The organism is Bacteroides mucinivorans, from assembly GCF_034654355.2.
Classification (GTDB): Bacteria; Bacteroidota; Bacteroidia; order Bacteroidales; family Bacteroidaceae; genus Bacteroides; species Bacteroides nordii.
Genome location: NZ_CP178179.1, coordinates 4,509,418 through 4,527,096, shown reverse-complemented (window position 1 = coordinate 4,527,096; position 17,679 = coordinate 4,509,418). Strand labels below are relative to the sequence as shown.

At 39.9% G+C, this 17,679-nt stretch carries 9 protein-coding genes; 5 read left to right on the top strand and 4 right to left on the bottom strand.

The annotated features are described in order from the left end of the window. Positions 1-78: 78 nt before the first annotated feature. The 3 genes from VCM39_RS17440 to VCM39_RS17430 all read left to right on the top strand — a co-directional run bounded on the left by VCM39_RS17440 (position 79) and on the right by VCM39_RS17430 (position 5,794). Complete coding sequence (locus VCM39_RS17440) at positions 79-2,265, top strand: DNA topoisomerase 3 (protein ID WP_322932775.1); 2,187 nt, start codon at positions 79-81, stop codon at positions 2,263-2,265. A gap of 202 nt (positions 2,266-2,467) precedes the next feature. After that, on the top strand, positions 2,468-4,441 hold the full coding sequence (locus VCM39_RS17435) for an OmpA family protein (protein WP_322932774.1): 1,974 nt from the start codon (positions 2,468-2,470) through the stop codon (positions 4,439-4,441). A 318-nt stretch (positions 4,442-4,759) separates the two neighbouring features. Beyond that, on the top strand, positions 4,760-5,794 hold the full coding sequence (locus VCM39_RS17430; RefSeq protein WP_221649346.1) for a linear amide C-N hydrolase: 1,035 nt from the start codon (positions 4,760-4,762) through the stop codon (positions 5,792-5,794). A 103-nt stretch (positions 5,795-5,897) separates the two neighbouring features. Here VCM39_RS17430 and VCM39_RS17425 read toward each other — a convergent pair whose 3' ends face one another. From VCM39_RS17425 to VCM39_RS17415, 3 genes are all read right to left on the bottom strand, one after another. Then, the gene (locus VCM39_RS17425) at positions 5,898-7,259 is read right to left on the bottom strand and encodes a dipeptidase (protein WP_007484232.1); all 1,362 of its coding nucleotides are present in this window, start codon (positions 7,257-7,259) and stop codon (positions 5,898-5,900) included. A gap of 191 nt (positions 7,260-7,450) precedes the next feature. After that, entirely contained in the window at positions 7,451-8,527 is a 1,077-nt protein-coding gene (aroC, locus tag VCM39_RS17420; protein WP_002559432.1) for a chorismate synthase, read from the bottom strand. Positions 8,528-8,602: 75 nt separating this feature from the next. Continuing rightward, positions 8,603-9,460, bottom strand: a complete 858-nt coding sequence (locus VCM39_RS17415; protein ID WP_322932772.1) for a helix-turn-helix domain-containing protein — start codon at positions 9,458-9,460, stop codon at positions 8,603-8,605. 262 nt (positions 9,461-9,722) lie between these two features. On the opposite strand from VCM39_RS17415, the gene VCM39_RS17410 reads away from it, so the two are divergent. Then, a complete protein-coding gene (locus VCM39_RS17410; protein ID WP_322932771.1) occupies positions 9,723-13,427 on the top strand; it encodes an MBG domain-containing protein in 3,705 nt (1,234 codons plus the stop codon). 107 nt (positions 13,428-13,534) lie between these two features. On the opposite strand, the gene VCM39_RS17405 is transcribed toward VCM39_RS17410, so the two are convergent. Next, the gene (locus tag VCM39_RS17405; RefSeq protein WP_221649341.1) at positions 13,535-14,392 is read right to left on the bottom strand and encodes a helix-turn-helix domain-containing protein; all 858 of its coding nucleotides are present in this window, start codon (positions 14,390-14,392) and stop codon (positions 13,535-13,537) included. Between the two features lie 286 nt (positions 14,393-14,678). On the opposite strand from VCM39_RS17405, the gene VCM39_RS17400 reads away from it, so the two are divergent. After that, positions 14,679-17,408, top strand: a complete 2,730-nt coding sequence (locus tag VCM39_RS17400) for an MBG domain-containing protein (protein WP_322932770.1) — start codon at positions 14,679-14,681, stop codon at positions 17,406-17,408. Positions 17,409-17,679: the final 271 nt, after the last annotated feature.

Genomic DNA, 17,679 nt, shown 5'->3' with positions numbered 1-17,679 from the left:
TCATCAGACAAAAGTGTACACTCTTTTGGGCTATACCTTAAATTTGTCTACCTTTGCATCACTAAAAAAGATAAAAGGATGATAGTTTGCATTGCCGAAAAGCCCTCAGTGGCACGTGATATAGCTGATATTTTGGGTGCCAGAGAACGGAAAGACGGATACATAGAAGGAAACGGATATCAGGTGACATGGACCTTTGGTCATCTTTGTACACTGAAAGAACCACATGAATATACGCCTAACTGGAAATCATGGAGTCTGGGTAGTCTTCCGATGATTCCACCGCGTTTTGGAATAAAACTGATAAGTAATCCTACCTATGAAAAGCAGTTTCGTACAGTTGAATGGCTGATGCAAAGCGCAGATGAAATCATAAACTGCGGTGATGCCGGACAAGAAGGAGAACTTATTCAGCGCTGGGTGATGCAAAAAGCAGGAGCCCGTTGCCCGGTGAAGCGTCTTTGGATTTCCTCATTGACGGAGGAGGCCATAAAAGAGGGATTTGCTAAATTAAAGGATCAGTCGGAGTTTCAATCGCTCTATGAAGCCGGAATGTCCCGTGCTATAGGCGACTGGCTTCTGGGCATGAATGCTACCCGCCTGTACACGATCAAGTATGGTCAGAACAAGCAAGTATTATCTATAGGACGCGTACAGACACCTACACTGGCACTGATTGTGAATCGGCAATTGGAGATCGAGAACTTCCAGTCTAAACAGTATTGGGAACTGAAAACAACTTATCGGGATACTGTTTTTTCGGCTCTTATCCGGAAAAGTGATGAAGAACTGGCAGCAGAAGAAGAAAAATCAGGAGGGAAAGTAAAGCGGACAGAGAATCCGGGCATTGATCCCATTGCCAATCGCGAAGAGGGGGAAGCCTTGGTAGAACGTATTAAAAATCTGCCTTTCACAGTGACTTCCGTAGTCAAAAAAGATGGTAAAGAGTATGCTCCCCGTCTTTTCGACCTGACCTCGTTGCAGGTAGAGTGTAACAAGAAATTTGCTTATTCGGCTGACGAAACATTGAAACTGATTCAATCACTTTATGAGAAGAAAGTGACCACCTATCCGCGTGTAGACACTACTTTTTTGAGTGATGATATTTATCCGAAGTGTCCTAACATTCTAAAAGGGCTTCGTGACTATGAGTTGCTGACCGCTCCTTTGGCTGGTGTTACTTTACCCAAATCTAAGAAGGTGTTTGATAGCTCGAAAGTGACTGATCACCATGCTATTATCCCGACCGGGGTACCTCCACAGAACCTGACGGATATGGAACGCCGGGTGTTCGATCTGATAGCACGTCGATTTATTGCTGTGTTTTATCCCGATTGTAAAATATCTACTACCACCGTAATGGGTGAAGTAGACGGAATTGAATTTAAGGTAACCGGTAAACAGATTCTGGAACCTGGATGGCGGGTTGTTTTTGCCAAAGATGTGAAAGACCCTACCGAAGAGAAAGAAGGAGAAGAGGAGAATGTACTTCCAGCCTTTGTAAAAGGTGAGAATGGCCCTCATATCCCTGATTTGAATGAGAAATGGACTCAACCCCCTCGTCCTTACACCGAAGCTACTCTGCTTCGTGCCATGGAGACGGCTGGTAAATTGGTAGATAACGACGAACTTCGGGATGCATTGAAAGAGAATGGCATCGGACGTCCGTCTACCCGTGCTGCTATCATTGAGACATTGTTCAAACGTAACTATATCCGTAAGGAAAAGAAGAATCTGATAGCTACGCCTACAGGTGTAGAATTGATACAGATTATTCATGAGGAACTTCTCAAATCGGCTGAACTAACCGGAATTTGGGAGAAGAAACTTCGTGAGATAGAAAAAAAGACTTATGATGCCCGCCAGTTTCTGGAGGAACTGAAACAGATGGTTTCGGAGATTGTGACGAGTGTGCTGTCTGACAATACCAATCGGCGTATTACCATTCAGGAAGCGGTTCAGATAGAGGAGGCGGCTAAAAAGAAAGAGCCAAAGAAAAGAGAACGTAAGCCTGCTGCTCCTAAAGAAAAGAAACCGAAAGCGGTTTCAAATACCGGGGCGTCATCCGTGCAACAACCGTCCGTTGTGTCTACAGATGTTCCTTCAACTCCGGCAGTCACTCCCGGTAATGTTGCAAACAATGATTCTTTGATCGGTCAGCCTTGTCCTCTTTGTGGCAAAGGAACAATTATAAAAGGTAAGACAGCTTACGGATGTTCTGAATGGAAGAATGGATGTGGATATAGGGTAGTGATTAAGGAATAGTGATGAGTGATTAGTGATAAGTGATTAGTGATGAGTGATTAGTGATGAGTGATTAGTGATAAGTGATGAGTGATTAGTGATGAGTGATTAGTGATAAGTGATTAGCGGCGGTGCTATATACCGCATGGTACTAATCACTTATCACTAATCACTCATCACTAATACAATATTTCTCCCTTTATTCTGTTTATATATAATGTCTATGTACCGTAAACTCATCTATATACTTGCCCTTTTCTTGCTTGCTTCCTGTGGAGCAGGGCGTAGCTTGAAGAAAGCCGAGCAGAGTTATGCTCGTGGCGAATATTTTGATGCAGCTAAATATTATCGGAAAGCTTATGCCGGTACTCCTCCCAAACAACGAAAACTCCGAGGCGAGATCGCTTATAAGATGGCAGGCTGTTATCGTCTGATAAACTATAATGTCCGGGCAAAGGGAGCTTATATGAATGCAATCCGTTATCATTATCCGGATTCAGTTACTTTCTTTTATCTTGCTGAAAGTCAGCGTAAGAATGGAGAGTATAAACCTGCTGTTTCTTCTTATGAAACTTATCTTCAATATCAGCCCAATGACACATTGGCGTTGAACGGACTTTTTTCTTGCCAACAGGCACAAGAGTGGAAAGAGCATCCTACGCGGCACATCGTAAAGCGGGAACCCATCTTTTTCTCCCGGCGTAGTGACTATTCTCCCATGTATGCGGGTGAAGATGCCGATGTTGTCTATTTTACTTCTACCCGAAACGAAGCAAAGGGAAATGATTTGAATGGAATCACCGGCATGAAAAGCGCAGATATATTCTATTCTAAACAGGATGAAAAAAAGAACTGGCAGAAGCCGGAACCGTTGGAATCAGAAGTAAACAGTGAATTTGAAGACGGTGCCTGCTCCTTCTCTGCGGATGGTAAAACCATGTATCTTACTCGTTGCCGCACATCGCCAGAGGCACCGGTATATGCTGAGATATATGCCTCTTCACGAACCGGAGCCAATTGGGGAACGCCTACTAAATGTGCCATCCTGAATGATTCGCTTTCTTCTGTGGCCCATCCTGCTATGTCTCCGCAGGGAGATTTTCTTTATTTTGTTTCTGATATGCCGGGAGGATACGGCGGACTCGATTTGTGGCGGATCAATGTAGTTAAGGACGGTTTCGGGTATGTAGACAATCTGGGACCTGATATTAATACAGCGGGTGACGAGATGTTTCCTACATTTGGCCCTAAAGGAGAGTTGTATTTCTCTTCTAATGGTCATCCCGGTATGGGAGGACTTGATATTTTCCGTGCCGATCTGGATTCTGTATCCGGTAGGTGGAAAGTAGAAAATATGCGTTTCCCGGTTAATTCCATGGGAGATGATTTTGGTATGACCTTTGAACCGGGACGTCAGCGGGGCTTTTTCTCTTCCAATCGTGGAGATGCCCGTGGTTGGGATCATATCTATAGTTTTGAGCTCCCTGAAGTTAATCATACCCTCACCGGATGGGTGTATGACAAGGAGGGGGATGCATTGCCCGAAGCAGTAGTAACACTGGTGGGTGACGATGGTACGTATCTGAAAATAGATGTGAAGAAAAACGGTTCGTTTGTCCAACGCCTTAATCCGGGACAACGCTATGTAATGTTAGCTTCTTGCCGTGGATACTTGAATGGTAAACAGGAACTTATCACAGATACTGCTCAGGTAGACCGCAGTTATGAAGTTGAATTTCCATTGGCTTCTATTACCCGCCCGGTACTTATCGAAAATATCTTTTATGAATTTGACCGTGCCGATCTTACTCCTGCATCAGCAACTGCACTTGATGAACTGATTCGTCTGCTGAATGATAATCCGAATGTGACTATTGAATTGGCTGCTCACTGTGATTATAAAGGAAATGATGCTTATAACGAGCGCCTTTCTCAGCGTCGGGCGGAGTCTGTTGTCCGTTATTTAATTAAGGGAGGAATTTCTACAGACCGACTTACTGCGAAAGGATATGGAGAGAGCAAGCCGAAAGTGGTGAATAAATCAGTTATGAAATCGGCTCCTTTCCTTAAAGAAGGTAATGTGCTGACAGAGGAATTCATAAAGACTCTTACTCCGGAGCAGCAGGAAATTTGTAATGCTATCAATCGCCGTACCGAATTCCAGGTATTGCGTACTACCTACGGATTGTATAAATAAACCTGTCTTTTGATAAACCAGTTCTTCTTATTGATTGTTCTTATTGAAGAAGTAGATATAAGATTGAGTTCACCACAGAGGACACAGAGGGCACAGAGTTTTATTTATCTGATGAAACGCAGATTAAAAGGCTGTAGTTCTTTATCATACATTTGTTTCCCTTTGCGAAAATCTGCGTTCATCTGCGTTTCGATAAAGATTTAAAACTCTGTGAAACTCTGTGCTACTCTGTGGTGAAATACCGTACAGAAATAAAGCGACTTTATATCCGGCTTATAACTTTTTAATAAGATAATAATGATGAAAGTAACAAAGAAAATGGTTGCCTTGACGGCACTTGTTGCTGCGTTCTCAATAGGAATGCAGAAGTCCGAAGCTTGTACCCGTGCTGTATATATCGGTCCGGAAAATATGGTTGTGACCGGGCGAACAATGGATTGGAAGGAGGATATAATGTCCAATCTTTATCTGTTTCCTCGTGGCATTAAGCGGGTGAGCTATGATAGGGGAGAGGCTTTGAATTGGACCTCCAAATATGGAAGCATCGTTGCCTCTGCCTATGATATGGGTGCCTGTGATGGAATGAATGAGAAGGGGCTTGTAGCCAGCTTGTTATTTTTGCCGGAATCTAACTACATTCGCCCGAATGATACCCGTCCGGTAATGGGAATTGCCATCTGGACACAATATATACTTGATAACTTTGCTACCGTACGTGAAGCTGTGGAAGAGTTAAAGAAAGAAACCTTCCGTATTGATGCACCTAATCTGCCCAATGGCTCAGCTTCTACTTTGCATATGGCTATTACGGATGAAACCGGAAATAGTGCTGTGTTGGAATATATTGATGGGAATCTTATCATTCACGAAGGTAAAGAATATCAGGTGATGACGAATTCTCCACGTTATGATCTTCAGTTAGCTGTCAATGATTACTGGAAAGAAGTGGGAGGGCTGCAGATGTTACCCGGTACAAATCGTTCGAGTGATCGTTTTGTACGTGCCTCATTCTACGTACATGCCATTCCTCAAACAGCTGATCCGAAAATTGCCGTTCCCAGTGTATTAAGCATAATGAGAAATGTATCTGTTCCTTTTGGTATTTCTACCCCGGATAAACCTCATATTTCTTCTACCCGCTGGCGTTCTGTATCCGATCAGAAAGATAAAGTATATTACTTTGAATCAACCTTGACTCCCAATCTTTTCTGGGTAGACTTGAAGAAAGTAGATTTTAGTCCGAAAGCAAGTGTGAAGAAATTGTCATTGACCAATGGAGAGATTTATGCAGGAGATGCTTATAAAGATTTCCAGAATGGTAAGTCATTTACCTTCCTGTTCAGATTGCCGTGAGAAATAGTGATTAACGGGGTAGTGATAAGTGATTAATGGCTGCGCCATACTCCGCATGGTACTAATCACTTATCACTAATCACTTATCACTAATCACTAATCACTATTTCCCATATTCCTTATAAAACTCCACCACTGCTTCAATACCTTTTCTAAAGATATCCAGTGAGAAGTTTTCATTGGGAGAATGAATAGCGTCCGATTCCAGTCCGAATCCCATCAGTACTGTTTTGATGCCAAGCACTTGTTCAAATGTAGAGATAATGGGGATACTTCCTCCGCGGCGTACTGCAAGTGGTTTTTTCCCAAATGCGATTTCAAATCCTTTTTCGGCAGCTTTATAAGCAGGGAGAGAGATGGGACATACGTATCCCTGTCCGCCATGCATGGGGGTTACTTTCACCTGAACAGTATCCGGAGCGGTAGCACGGATGTAATTGGCAAATAGTTCTGATATTTTATGATGATCCTGGTGTGGAACCAGTCGGCAGGATACTTTGGCAAATGCTTTTGAAGGAAGAACAGTTTTTGAACCTTCGCCAGTATAACCTCCCCATATACCACAAACATCGAATGAAGGACGACAACTGTTGCGTTCCAACGTGCTGTATCCTTTTTCGCCGGATAATTCTTTTACGCCGATAGCTGCTTTATATTTTTCTTCATCAAATGGAATATGTGCAATCATTTCCCGTTCGGCTTGAGGTACCTCTTCCACATCATCATAGAAACCTGGGATTGTGATACGTCCGTCGGCATCTATTACTTTACTGATCATGCCACAAAGTACATTGACAGGGTTGGCTACCGCACCCCCAAAGTGTCCGGAATGGAGGTCACGATTGGGGCCTGTCACCTCTATTTCCCAGTAAGCAAGGCCTCTTAATCCGGTAGTAAGTGAAGGCAGATCAGCTCCTAACATGCTGGTGTCGGATACCAATATGACGTCTGCTTTCAATAGCTCCTTATGCTCTTCACAGAATGCTTCAAGGCTTGGTGAACCAATCTCTTCTTCTCCTTCAAAAATGAATTTTACATTCGTTTTCAATAACTCATTTTTGACCAGATACTCGAAGGCTTTCACCTGAATGAATGCTTGTCCTTTGTCATCGTCTGCACCTCTTGCCCAGATGTGACCGTCACGTATTTCCGGTTCAAAGGGAGCACTCTTCCAAAGCTCCAGTGGCTCAGCAGGCATTACGTCGTAGTGCGCATACACAAGTACTGTTTTGGCATTCGGATCTACAATTTTCTGTCCGAATACCATTGGATTTCCTTTTGAAGGCATAACGATAGCTTCGTCTGCCCCGGCTTCCAGCAATAGTTGACTCCAGCGTTGTGCACAGGCCAACATATCATCATGATGTTCCGGCAAAGCGCTGATACTTGGGATACGGATGAGGCTGAACAAATCTTCCATCATTTTCGATTCATTAGCCGCAATATAGTCTTTAATATAACTCATATGAATAAGAAGTTAGAATTTAGTAGTTAGTAGATAGAATAAGGAGTTGGAATTTAGTAGTCAGTAGTTAGAATAAGAAGTTGGAAGTTAGTAGTTAGTAGATAGAATCTATGCAGCATGTAAGTGTTGATATGCCGAAAGGATTCTAACTACTAACTACTAACTTCTAACTTCTTATTCTAACTGCTAAACTATAACTGTGTCATTCTATCCAGTAAATAATAGTCGAGTATTGTCATAGCAGCCATTGCTTCTACGATAGGTACTGCACGGGGTAATACACAAGGATCATGGCGTCCGCGTGCCTTTAAAGTAGTATCGATACCGTCTATATTCACGGTTTCCTGCTGCATCAATACTGTCGCTACCGGTTTGAACGCAACGCGGAAGAAAATATCCTGTCCGTTACTGATACCACCCTGGATACCTCCCGAATGGTTCGTACGTGTCTCAATACGTCCGTTGTTATTGTAAAACACATCATTCTGTTCCGAACCTTTTTGCTTTAGGCCTTTAAATCCATCACCGTATTCAAAAGCTTTGGCAGCATTGATACTCAGCATGGCGTTTCCAAGTGCAGCATGTAGCTTTCCGAATACCGGTTGTCCCAATCCGATGGGACAGCCCTTGATTACACAAGTCAATACTCCGCCAATGGTATCCCCTTCTCCCTTTATCTTGTATATAAGGTCTTGCATCTCTTTTGCTTTTTCCGGGTCAGGACAACGTACGGGATTACTTTCAATCAGATCCAGATCATAATCAGTATAATTTCCTTCCAGCTTGATGGGGCCCACTTGTGATGTATAAGCTGTGATATGAATGCCCAATTGCTTTAATGCTAATTTAGCTAATGCACCTGCAACAACACGTGAAATAGTTTCTCGTGCAGAAGATCGTCCGCCACCACGATGATCGCGAATGCCATATTTTACTTTATAAGTATAATCGGCATGCGATGGACGATATACATACTCCAAATTATTGTAATCGTTGGAATGCTGATTCTGATTCCATACAATAAATCCGATAGGGCAACCGGTAGATTTCCCTTCGAAGATCCCTGAAAGAAACTCTACTTTATCTTCTTCTTTGCGTGAGGTGGTAATGGCCGATTGTCCCGGACGACGACGACTGAGTTCTTTTTGGACGAACTCTTCGTCAATCCTGATACCTGCCGGAAAGCCGTCAATAACGCCTCCGATGCCTTTCCCGTGAGATTCTCCAAAGCTGGTGAGTCTGAATATGTTTCCGAATGAATTGAACATGATGTTGTGTAATTTAAGAGATTGTATATTGCAAATATAACAATTTATCTAACACTATAGTTGATAACTTTACTTTTATTTATCGCTGTTTCGATATTGTTGAGGGCTCATACCGGTAAGGCGCTTAAAATATTTTCCAAAGAAAGACACATTAGGGAAGTTCAGGGAGTCTGAAATTTCATGTATGGGTATATTGGTTGATTTTAGTTGTGCTTTGGCATCTACTATTACAACCTCTGATATAATATCCATGACAGTCTTTCCGGTAACATGTTTTACAGTGTTACTCAGATGAGTAGGTGTTATATTCATCTGCTTTGCATAATATAAGATATTTCTTTCTGTGGTATAATGTTGAATTACCAGATGACTGAATGTTTTACATATCTCTTCGCTTCTACTTAATGCTGTTTCACTCCGTATGGGACGTTCGTGATACATATCGCTCAGTCTGTATAGAATTGAAAGAAGCATACACTTCAATATTTCGGGGTTGTAAGGAGAATGTTCTTTATAATATATTTTCATCATGAGTGTGAAAAATTCCTCATAAATGCAGGCGAATTCCTTTGGTAACGATAGTATCGGATGGTTTTTGGTTATATAGATAAGGTCAATAATTGATTTTGTTTTGCTTATTCCTTCAATAAATTTGGAAGAGAATACCATGAAATAAAGCTTTAATTTGCCTTCAATCTTATTTATCTGGATGATGCTTCCCGGAGAAAGTGTGATAAAATCATTTTCCCGGATAGTATAATCTGTTAAGTTGATGGTAGCTTCCAGACTTCCTCCCATACAAAGCACAAAAATTTCAGCTTTAAGCCGGCAAGGATATTGGGTATAAAGACTCAATATACTATTATCTATGTCTGCATTATTCCCAATTACGAAGTCTTCGGTTATATCTATTTTGGGCAATATCTTTTCCATAATTATTTAATTTGTTTAATGTGCGCTCAAATATAGAAATAATTTATGAATAGGTACAGGTATTTAAGTTATAGAACATGAAAAAAGGATATATTTATTGTATTTGTGTAATATATAGAGAGGTAAATAAAAGAATTAAGTAATGGGACATAAATTAGAAGGAATAGACCTTGTAGGGATATTCAGAAATACCGTATTTTGCAATGTTTTTTTTGAGATAAAAATGGAATTGAAACAGTTAATTTAAAAAACAAAAAAAAGAATGAAGAGAACAATTACTGCATGTATTTGTGCATTGGTGTTTGGTGGATCTGTTATGGCACAGAACTATCAGATTCCAAATTCTGATTTTGAAGCCAATTGGACTAAGAATGAGAAAAAAAATAGGCTTGGAAAGGTTATGTATACAGAAATGACACCTGATTTTTGGCATTCATTTTATGATGCTAAGGGCGATGTTGTTGGTGCCGCTTTTGTGCTTGCAGATCAAACAGGTAAACTGGATCAGATTGCTGGGAGAGATGGAGTAGGATATGCAGCCCAAATTATTGGTAGAAAGAATTTTATAGGTACTATTTCTAATGGTAATCTTACTACTGGTATTGTAAATATGGGGTCTACTACGGCATCAGATAAAAGTAATTATAATTATTCAGAAATGGATAATGAGAACGGGCATTGTAAGTTTGCTGGTATGCCAGATTCTGTAAAGGTCTGGTTGAAGTTTGAGTCCAAAGATACATCTAAAGGAAATGCTTCTGTTAGTATGATATTACACACGGGTACAGAATATAAGGATCCTTCGACTATTATGGGTGAAGATGCTGAGAAAGCTGCTCGCATTGCCAAAGCGTATTCTGAAATTGTTCCTAATGTTGAGTGGACTCAGTACACAATACCTTTTGAATATAATGATAATGACTTATATAAAACATATACAGATCAGAAGTATATGTTAACCTCTTTTTCTACCAATAAGACTCCTGGAGTGGGTACAGCCGGTGATGCTTTAAGTGTAGATGATATTCAAATGATTTATAACTCCAAGCTTGAATCAATTACCATTAATGGAGTGGCTTTGGCCGGTTTTGATAAAAATACATATACCTATGGAATTCGGGGCGAAGTACCTGCTATAAGTGACATCGTAGCTGTATCTGATGGTAAGGGAGCTAAAGTAGAAATTCAAGCAAATGGTAACAATATTAATATTATTGTTACTGGTAATGATGGTGGAGAGAACCAGCATACTTATATATTGAAATTTGCTCCTACCGGAGAAGTTATGAAGGGTCCGCAAATTAAGGGTGATTTCGAAGCTTGGGAAGATTGTATTGCATGGGATGCTGTTGGTGCTTACGGTCCTGATTGGGCCACTGTAGGAAAGCAACCGCAAGGCTGGACGGCTTCAAACGTTTCTCAGATGGGAATGACCAAAGAGTTTGTGACAATCGATGCCGCAGGACATATGGGTTCTGCCCCTAAGATTACAAACGAGTTTGTTGGTATACCAGGTTTCTTGGGAGCCAATGCTCCTGCTTTTATTACTTTAGGAAATACATGGGTATTTCCTGATGTGCAAGGAATGATGGCGAGTCTGAATCCTGAAGCTTATCCTGATGCAAAAGATTTGAGTGATGGAGGGGTTACAGGTGGCATTTCTTTTACTAATAGACCAGATTCGCTTACTGTATATTATAAACGTGCTTTAGGAACCGAAAACCCTAATGAATCAGCTAAGATTTTGATTTATTTGTGGAAAGGTACTTTTAAATCTAAGGTTATTGCTGGACATGTACTAAAGGAAGATCAGACAGGTTTTGAGGAGCCAACTTATAAAGAGGTTGTTGATCAGGATAGAGCTGTTTTGGGAAAAGGAGGTGCTGAAATATTAGGGGGTAGTAATGGAGTGTTGATCGGAAGTGCAGAATATACGATTGAAGGTGCTCAAAGCGAATGGGTTCGTCTTTCTATTCCTATTACTTATATTACGGAAGATATTCCGGAAAAAATGAATATTGTATTTTCGGGGTGCAACTATTGGATTCGTTCGGAAATTGGTGCTGGCAATACTCTGTGGGTAGATGATGCTGCTTTGGTGTATAATGCTCAATTGAAGGATATCACTGTTGGCGGAACTTCGATCACAGGGTTTAAGTCTGATGTGTATAATTACGTACTGCCTTATGCTGAAGCTTCTAAGGGATTTGAGGTATTATCTTGGGGCAAGGATGCAGAAGTATCAATTGTTGAAAAAGAGAAAACAGCCACAAAGGTTGTAAAGGAAATTACAGTAACGGACAATACTACAAAGGATGTTACGAAAACATATGTTTATACAGTTACTTTCCAGGGAGCTCAGGCTATTATCGGTCTTCCAACAGAGGTTTCGCATGAATATGTATATGGAGATGAGGCATTGTTAAACTTTACTTCTAACAATCCGGCAGAGATGAGTTATGAAATTTCAGATGAAAGCGTTTTAAAATATGATAGTGATACCAAGAAGTTTAAAATGATTGGGGTAGGTAGTGCAACGATTGTGGCTAAGCAGGTTGCTGATGCAAACTTTGCTCCCGCTACTTCGGAACCTTTTAATGTAACTATTTCTAAAGCAAAACTCACAGTGTCGTTTAAAGAAGGAACAGCTTGGTGTCGTCGTGGACAATATGCTACATGGTATGCGGATCCGGCAGAGAGGCTGAAAAGAAATAGCTGTGATGCCGAATTCTCTATAAAGGGTTTAAAAAACGGGGATGATTTGAGCGCTGCTTTGGGTGATCGTAATATCAGTGTGAGTGCACCTACCGGAAAAGCTGAAGTGGTAGGGGGATATCGTGCTGCAACGTTGAAACTAACGGGATCTGGTGGAAATACAACCGCTCATTATGACATGGAATTTCTATCGGACCAGAAGATGCTAATCAAAAAAACATTGGTGAAAGTAGCTGCAAAATATGCAGGTAAGTTTATATGGGCCAGTTCCGGAGCAAAGGAAATAGTAATTCCTGTAGGTGAAGATGCAAGCTGTATTCGTCCTTATTTCTCAGGATTCTTATCAGGTGAAAATGCGACTATTGTTGAATCAAATCTGCCAGTTTTCCAATGTCCTGACATTACGAAGAACTCACCGGCGGGTACTACTTCATCATTGACGGTAACTCTGCCTGATGAAAGTACGTTCCCAAATCATGAATTGGTGAGTGATTTGACAGAAGGTGGAATTGTAAAAACAGCTCCTGCACCGAATTTCTCTGTAACAGAGAAGGATTTGAATGCTACTTATGGAGAAAAAAGAAAGCTGACTGTTACAAAAGACGAGGAAGTTGAATATAGTATTGAGAGAACTTATAATTCAACGGCAGTTGATAACGAGGGAACTGTTACGATGACAAAAGCCGGAAAAGAAACGCTTATTCTATATGTAACACCTACGGAAACGTTGGCTGGAAAAGAGCAAATTGTGAATATAGATATAGCAAAAGCTCCATTTACTGTTAAAGCTAAAAACGTAAGTTTACCTTTAGGAGAAGAAACTCCAAAGACATTTGAGCTTGAATTTACGGGGTTTGTCAATGAGGATGATTCGGCCAAAGTCTTTACTACGGCACCATCAGCAGTTCTTGGAACAGAAATTCCGTCAGATGTAAAAGTAGGTGATGAGTTTTCAATTGTTGTTGATCCGGGTAAATCGGATAATTACGATTTAGTGGCAGTAAATGGCATTCTTGCAATTACTACTAATGTAGGTATTACTACTAATTCTCTGTCTGATGTTCGTGTATATAGTAAGAACGGGGCTATTTGTGTAATTAATAATGTAGCTACTGATATAGTTGAAGTATATACAACTCAGGGAGTGCAGGTGTATAAAGGGACAGATAACGTGATTACTGCAAATATCGAAAAGGGAACCATGTATGTAGTACGTATCGGCTCTTATGTGGCTAAATTGATTGCAGAGTAATTAAGTTGATCAATATCATTTGTTTATAACAACAGAGAGTAAAGTTAACTTTACTCTCTGTTGTTATTTATAAACCGTATGTATTTGTTCTTTTGGGGATATAGTCTCTATTTATCGCTGTTTCGGTACTGCTGAGGACTCATTCCTGTGAGTCGTTTGAAATACTTCCCAAAGAAAGATACATTCGGAAAGTTTAATGAATCTGCAATTTCGTGTATAGGTGTATTGGTTGACTTTAGCTGTGCTTGTGCATCAACAATGACCACTTCTGAAATGATATCCATAACGGTCTTCCCTGTGACATGTTTTACGGTATTGCTCAGATGGGAAGGTGTTATGTTTAGTTGTTGTGCATAATATGAAATATTTCTTTCCTGTGTGTAGTGTTGAATTACCAGATTTCCAAATGCTTTACATATATCTTCACTTCTGTTTAAACTGCTTTCGTTCCGAACAGGGCGTTCATGATACATATCACTCAGCCTGTATAGAATAGATAACAACATACATTTTAGTATCTCCGGGTTATAAGGGGACCGCTTCTTATAATATACTTTCATCATGAGTAGAAAGAACTCTTCATAAATATTGGCAAACTCCTGAGGCAGAGATAATACCGGGTGATTTTTAGTTATATAAATAAGGTCAATAATAGCTTTGGTTTTACTTATCCCGTTAATAAAATCGGAAGAAAATACCATGAAATAGAGTTTTAAATCACCTTCTATCTTGTTAATCTGAATGATACTTGCTGGAGAGAGCGTTACGAAATCATGTTTCTTTATGGTATAGTCCGAAAGGTTTATACTGGCTTCAATACTCCCGCCCATGCAAAGTACAAAGACTTCGGCTTTAAGTCGGCATGGATAGCTGGTGTAGAGATTTAGTATATTAGGATCTATATCGGCATTACTACCTATTACAAAATCTTCATTAATATCTATTTTGGGTAACTCTTTTTTCATGTCTATTCTCTTTTTTACAGTCCAAAGATACAAGTATTTTATGAATAGGTATTTTTATTTTAGTTATAGGACATAAAAAAGTGGTAATAGACACCTTTATTTTAGTGATTTATAGGGTAAAATGATAAAATACCTTAGTAATAGGATATAAGATTACAGAAATAGACCTTGACTGAAAACAAAAACGGTTGTTACTTTGCAACGTTTTTATGAATGATGTGAATCAATAGGGGATTTCCGGTTTATGGTTCACGAAAGATTGTATTTATATTAAAAAGAGAAGTGTATGAAGAAATTTATTACTTTAATGATGTGTGTTGTGTTGTACGCAGGAAGTGCGTTGGCACAGCAAATTAAAGGAGATTTTGAAGAGTGGGAAGATTGCTATCCTGCTGAGGGAAAGCTGGTAGGTAAACAACCTGTAGGGTGGACCGCTTCAAATGTATACCAGATTATAGTAGGTAAGGAGTTTGTATTTCCTGATGCAGGCCGTACAGGAACCGGTGCTAAAATTATGAATGATTTTGTTGGTTTTGGAACACTGGGTGCTAATGCTCCTGCTTTTGTCACTTTAGGCAAAATGTGGGTTTTTGCTGATATGTCCGGTATGCTGGGGGGGAATGATATGAGTAATGGTGGAGTAAACGGTGGTATTGATTTCACTTATCGTCCGGATTCTCTGACTGTGTATTATAAACGTAAATTAGGAACAGAAAAGCCCAATGAGACAGCTAAGGTATTGGTATACCTGTGGAAGGGAACTTTTAAATCTAAAATAATTAATTCTCATAGTGGTAATGATGTTACCTATGTAGAGGTGGACGATCAGGATCGGGCTATATTAGGAAAGGAAATTATCCCTGCCGAAACAAAAGGTGATGGTGTCTTGATTGCCAGTACTGAATACACCATTACTAAAGAAACTGAAGGAGACGGTTGGGTACGTCTTTCTATTCCGGTCAACTATGTAGAGGGTGAAAACGGAAAATTGGTTCCTGAAAAGATGAATATAGTATTCTCAGGAGGTAACTATTGGGTACGTGCTGATATCGGTAAAGAAAATACATTGTGGGTAGACGATGCTGCACTTGTTTATAATGCTAAATTGAGTTCGGTAACGTTGGGTGGCGAAGAACTTACGGGATTCGATCCGGATAAGTTTGAATATAACCTGGCTTATAACGAGCACAATAAAGCGATTGTAGCTAAAGCCTTTGGTAAAGATGCAGTGGTAACTGAAGCTACAACAAAGGAAGATGCTAATGAAGTAATAAAGACTCTGACTGTGACTTGTGCTGACAATGCTACTTCTGATGTGAATAAGACGTATGTCTATACGTTGACCTTTAAAGGAAGTTATGTGGGCGATATAACCGCTCCTGCTGATATGTCTCAAGTATATGGTGATGGGTTTGAAATACCATTTACATCAACCAATACAGAGGTGCCGTTCACTTATACAATTGGAAGTGACAAAGTGCTGAAGTATGATTCCGAAACGAAGAAATTCTATGCTATTGGTGCAGGTACTACTACTGTAGTGGCACATCAGGAGAAAGAAGGTGCATTACCTGCTGTTTCTGACCCAGTGACGGTGACCATTGAAAAAGCATCATTGACTATGACTTTGAAGGCATGGTGTCAGCGTGGTAAGACGATAAGCTTCAATACTTCTTCGTCAGTAGCTGCCAATGGTACGGACTATGGGGTTGAATTTGAATATGAAGGACTGAAAAATGATGATGGTGAGGGTACGATAGTCGATGTGGTACATAAGATATTTGATACAAAGAATATTTATATATCAAGTGGTGCTGCCGGAAAAGAGGCAACGGATGAGGTTATAGGAAACTATCGTCCCATTGTCTTCTCATTTACCGGTTCAAGTGATCCATTGACAACCGTTTCAACTAATAACTATAATGTAACTTTTGTCAATAATGGTGCCGAAATCCGGAAAACATTCCTGACAGTCTATCCTTATTATGACTTGGATGGTACGAAAGTTAATTTGAACAAGAATGATGCTCAGGGGCTTTTCGTATATGGGTCTGATATTGACTATAGAATTACTTATAGTGGATTTGTATATAAAGAGGATGCTGCTGTGATGGAAGCATTAGGTAATGATACGGTTAATGTAGTATTTGACAAAGCACCTAAAACTGCAGCAGTTGGAGAAGTTGTTCCTCTGACAGTGAAATTCCCTCAAAAGGTATTGGATAATTATGAATTCAAGACTTATACAGGATTGACTGTAAAAGCTTTAAAGGCATATACAGTAGAAAACGCGGAAAAGATAGAGAAAGTATATGGTGATGCTCCTTTTGAAGCTCCTTTTATCGTGAAGAATGATAAGGGTGAATCTGTTGATTATACCATTACTCCTTCAAGTACCAGCCGACTTACTGTGTCTGGTAAAACTTTGACTATTAAATCTGCATATGCATCTACTTATGTAACCATTAAGGTTGCTGCTAATGATGAATATATGGCTCTGTCAAAACGTGTAGACATTCCTATTGCTAAAGCTCCGCTTACAGTTACAGCTAAAGATGTGGCTTTACTTATTGGAAGTCCGGCACCTGAAACCTTTGAGTTGACATACGATGGATTTGTTTACGATGAAGATGTAGCAAAAGCATTTGGTACAAAAGTTCCTGTTGCTGCTCTTGAAAAGGAAATTCCATCTGATGCGAAAGTTGGTGACGAGTTTGCAATTGCTATAACCAAAGGTACAGCTGCCAATTATGAAGTTACTTATGTAAATGGTGTACTGAAGATAACGGCTCCTACCGGAATTGATAACAATTCGCTTTCTGATGTTCGCGTATATAGTGAAAACGGAGCGATTTGTGTAGCTAATAATGAAGCTACTGAAACAATTGAAGTGTATACAACACAAGGTGTGAAGGTTTACGAAGGAACAGATAACGTGATTTCTACTAATATCGATAAAGATGTTATGTATGTGGTACGTGTTGGATCTTATGTAGCTAAAATAGTTGTTAGATAATTGAAATAGCAGCTGGCGCGATAAAAGAGCTGGCTGCTATCTTACTTTGGCACAAGTTATATAGTGTAGTGCGGTGGTTCGAATAAATAAAAGAACTACGCTATTCTATATAACTTGTGTTTTTTGTGTAATACCGTAGTTTTATCTAAAGCAGATAGTGAAAGAAGGGGGCATTCTAATTTCTTCGATATATGAATAGTTGTTCAAAAAGCAATTATAGACATTGATAGGAAGAAAATCCGGAATAGAATATATTTGTTGATTGAATACT